Annotated in this window: 4 protein-coding genes; 2 read left to right on the top strand and 2 right to left on the bottom strand. The window is 47.0% G+C overall.

Going from position 1 to position 3,663, the window contains the following annotated elements:
- The first annotated feature begins 810 nt into the window (after positions 1-810).
- Positions 811-1,071, top strand: coding sequence for a hypothetical protein (locus tag ABGY95_RS13065; protein WP_347442128.1), 261 nt, complete (start codon positions 811-813; stop codon positions 1,069-1,071).
- 28 nt (positions 1,072-1,099) lie between these two features.
- On the opposite strand, the gene ABGY95_RS13060 is transcribed toward ABGY95_RS13065, so the two are convergent.
- Positions 1,100-2,155 carry an SO_0444 family Cu/Zn efflux transporter gene (locus ABGY95_RS13060; RefSeq protein WP_347442127.1) on the bottom strand — a complete coding sequence of 352 codons (1,056 nt, stop codon included), beginning with the start codon at positions 2,153-2,155 and terminating at the stop codon, positions 1,100-1,102.
- Positions 2,156-2,563: 408 nt separating this feature from the next.
- Positions 2,564-2,839, bottom strand: a complete 276-nt coding sequence (locus ABGY95_RS13055) for a TIGR03643 family protein (protein ID WP_347442126.1) — start codon at positions 2,837-2,839, stop codon at positions 2,564-2,566.
- 77 nt (positions 2,840-2,916) lie between these two features.
- Here ABGY95_RS13055 and ABGY95_RS13050 point away from each other — a divergent pair, with 77 nt between their 5' ends.
- On the top strand, positions 2,917-3,525 hold the full coding sequence (locus ABGY95_RS13050) for a flavin reductase (protein WP_347442125.1): 609 nt from the start codon (positions 2,917-2,919) through the stop codon (positions 3,523-3,525).
- Positions 3,526-3,663: the final 138 nt, after the last annotated feature.

Genomic DNA, 3,663 nt, shown 5'->3' with positions numbered 1-3,663 from the left:
TACCTTTCGAGTAGAAAGGCCGAACTAGGCGTTAAAGCCCTCAAGCTGCACTTTTTTTTTACCGGCTAGGATACGGGAAGCAAAAATAACCTGCGGCGTCGAGCTCCTCGCTAGCCCTCTCATTTGCTACAAATTCAAGACCGCTGGCATAAACTCGATGAGCCTCTAACTTCTTGATGATTGCCCAAGCTAAGCTTAATCAAAATGCGCCTTACAACTTCAGCTTCACGTTCCCCAGTTATACACGTCGCCTAGTTTGCTTTTTTCTTTTGCCGTAAGCAAGATTGATCGAGTGACTACTTGATGTGATAGCCCCGTTGCGTCTATTGCGCTTCAACTCTTTACTTATTGTGCCTTGGCTGACACCTATGGCCATAGTTCTTATAACTCGGGATTTCCTACTTTATTCATATGGTAGATTACTCCACGATCAGCCTCGCAGAAGCGGTAGTATTCGAGTTTCATTGCTTTTGCGGTAACAGGCAACCTTACGAATACTATGCTGCCCGCCTAACAATTATCCTCTAACATAGGCACCCCCAGCTAAACATCCTAGTCTATCACGCTCAATATAGACAAGATGGCTGACATTTCAGCCACTAGATATCCTTCATCTTTTGACTTTCAGCTTGCAACTCAACACTACTCCACAAAGTAGCGCTAAATAATCGAAACTCATTATATATCATGGACGTATAACACTTCACTCATCAGACTCAAAGTAGCCTAGCCAATCCTATTCGGGGCTGAGCTTGCTCATCATTCAATTACAGCTCGAGAACTCACTTCCATATCTCCCACTCCGATGGCATGCTTTATAACATAAGAGACAGCTTTCAACTAGTGACCCGCTCCACACATGTTTCCAGCTCTGGGGAAAATGGCGTGCGACTAAACCGCTACTCAAACAAAATTGAAAGCGGCCGAGGCGCTTCCTACCATGAAGGATATCTAGACCTCACATGGTATATCCATGTCCACAAGTTCAAATTCCAGTCTGGTATCACCTATGCCAACATCGGATACAAGGCCAATGACGCTGGAGCCGATGACGGATGGGCCTCAATCTAGGTCTCCGTGTGTATTGGTAAACAGCTAGCTAATTATAGTGCGCCCTAATCTTACCAACAACACTACAGAGCATTAGTCCTGCTAGAACAGCACTCAGAGAATAGTGCGTGACAGTCATTTCCATGGCATGCACGTGCTCGACTTGGGCAGCCACATCGATATGACCGCGTTGCGCAATGTAATTTGTTAAATACCCGAAGGCGAAACCGACACCGATGACTCCAGTCAAGTAAGCCACTAATGCGCGATCCCCAAGTTCGACTTTCACCAAACCCATTGTCGCTAGGTTGGTGGCTGGACCAACTAACATAAAGACCAGCACTGCCCCTGGAGAAACTCCTGAGAACAACAAACCGGCCGCAATCGGCGTGGATGCCGTAGCGCAAATATACATCGGCACACCAATCAAAGCCATCACCACAAATGCTAGGAAACCATCTCCCCACTGGGCCAAAAATTCGCTTGGCACGTAAGTTTTCACCACGGCTGCAAATACCAGACCAATCATCACCCACAGAGTGATATCGTTCACCAGTACGATGCAGGTGAATCGTAGCCCGCTCTTCAGTTTACTCATCAAACTCCCCACTTTTTGGGGCGCCTTCTTTTTACTGCAGCATGAAACTTCCTCCTCAACGACCACTTCCTTTTTACAGTAACACGCCTTCTTTGGAGCTGGCTTTTTCTCCTCGTCCCGACCGACTAACACGCCCGCTGTCACAGCACTCGTGATCGCAGCGATTGGCCGGACTATTGCCATGAATGGTCCCAGCATCGCGTAGGAAACTGAAATAGAGTCCACCCCAGTCTCCGGGGTGGATATCAAAAATGAAGTTGTCGAGGCCTTCGAGGCGCCAGCCCGCCGAAGCCCAACAGCAGCTGGAATCACGCCGCAGGAACACAGCGGCAATGGAGCACCAATCAAGGCTGCCTTGATCACACCCGCCAGCCCTGGTTTCCCCAGGTGCTTTGCCAATAAATCACTCGGCAAAAAAGCGCGCATCATGCCCGCTATAAATAAGCCCAGCATCAACCAAGGGGCAGACTCCATAAAGAGCTCTATAAAATTTTCGATCAACAACATGAGATTCATGTCAAAGTACGACCACCCCTTATCTTCTCAAGGTATTTTTCTCTTTTTGAAGGAACGCAAAGGACCATTTGTCGACTTTAAGTCGACAAATACAACAAACTCTAACTTCTCTAGCGAATTCCCTTTAGCTAAATATTGCACGCAGCCTCTGCCAGCATAGTTTGTTTCCATTTAATCAAATCTGTACTCAACTCATCTGGAGAACTTTACTCCATCTATATACATTAGACGTGAGTCGCACTCACTGACTATTGTGCTTCTATGATCTTGAGGAAAGTAGAGTCTTCAAAGCTCTCTCATTCAGCCGCTACAGAGACCTCAGGCCATTCTTATTTTTAAAGCAGCGCAATGAACATCCCACAACCTGTAGACAAAAGACGCTCTCAGACTGCAATAACATCAGTAGTCTGCATCCTGTATATAGATATGTTTCTGAGGAATACTCTTTAGCTCTTTTCGGGTTTGTCTAAATTTCTCAGCGTGCTTTGTGATTCTCCCAGACACGCGTTTTCTCCACATTCGGAAGCTTGAGGGCTTGAGGCTTTTGCGCATCAGCTTAATGACCTCGGCCTCACTAAGCCCGGTACTTTTATAAATTTCCTCAAAGCTCGTCCTATCCTCCCACGCCATCCGTATGACTCTGCTGTTTGTCTCATCGCTGGTTGTGTTCTTCATATTTAACTATAGCGCACATCTGCGACTTTGCTGTATAACAATTTGCAGAGCTCCTGAACTTGGGCCATGATTACGCTATGATCATCACCGCTGAGCACATTGCCACTATGGAAAAACTTCCCAAGGTACAGCTAGCTACTTCTCTTCCTGGAGCTAAACCAATCTGTCTTGTTGGCACTCAATCACTGGCCGGCATCACCAATCTCGCGCCATTTTCCAGTATCATCCACCTAGGTTCCAGCCCAATGTTGATAGGTATGGTGACGCGCCCTGATACTGTTGACCGAAATACTTTAAAAAACATAATAGATACCAAATCATGGACTCTTAATCATGTACATAAGGAGATTCTCGAGCAAGCACACCAATGCTCGGCTCGCTACCCAGCAGAAATCTCAGAATTCACAGCTGTGGGAATGCACGAACATTTCCACCCAAATATTTCTGCACCCTTCGTCAAAGAAAGCCGTATCAGGTACGCGCTAGATTTAGAGGACATCGTCGATATAAAGACCAACAATACCAAGCTTATTATCGGTCGAGTGCAGATCATTGAGGTGCCCGACAACGCCCTGCTCTGCGACGGCAGTATCGACCTAATAGAAACTGCATCGTTGGCTTCCACCGCGTTAGACACCTACTTTTCACTCAGCAAAGTCGCTCAGTTCGACTACGCAAAACCATAAAAATAGAGTCTAGCCACCGACATGAACCAGCCCACTGACCAGCAGCGGATCGATGCCCGAAAAAAGCCGAGCTCAGCCGTGGTGATGCGCCAGAACTGGAGTCACTTACTCTTTCTCCACTGGGAGGTTTCTCCAGAT

It is taken from the genome of Rubritalea sp. (genome assembly GCF_039830215.1).
Taxonomy (GTDB): Bacteria; Verrucomicrobiota; Verrucomicrobiia; order Verrucomicrobiales; family Akkermansiaceae; genus Rubritalea.
Note: the sequence above shows the minus strand (reverse complement) of the source record. Positions and strands in the feature narration are given on the sequence as shown.

Coding starts and splice junctions, on each gene's coding strand:
- ABGY95_RS13065 (WP_347442128.1), top strand. CDS start 811: ATGCTTTATAACATAAGAGACAGCTTTCAACTAGTGACCCGCTCCACA.
- ABGY95_RS13060 (WP_347442127.1), bottom strand. CDS start 2,155: ATGTTGTTGATCGAAAATTTTATAGAGCTCTTTATGGAGTCTGCCCCT.
- ABGY95_RS13055 (WP_347442126.1), bottom strand. CDS start 2,839: ATGAAGAACACAACCAGCGATGAGACAAACAGCAGAGTCATACGGATG.
- ABGY95_RS13050 (WP_347442125.1), top strand. CDS start 2,917: ATGATCATCACCGCTGAGCACATTGCCACTATGGAAAAACTTCCCAAG.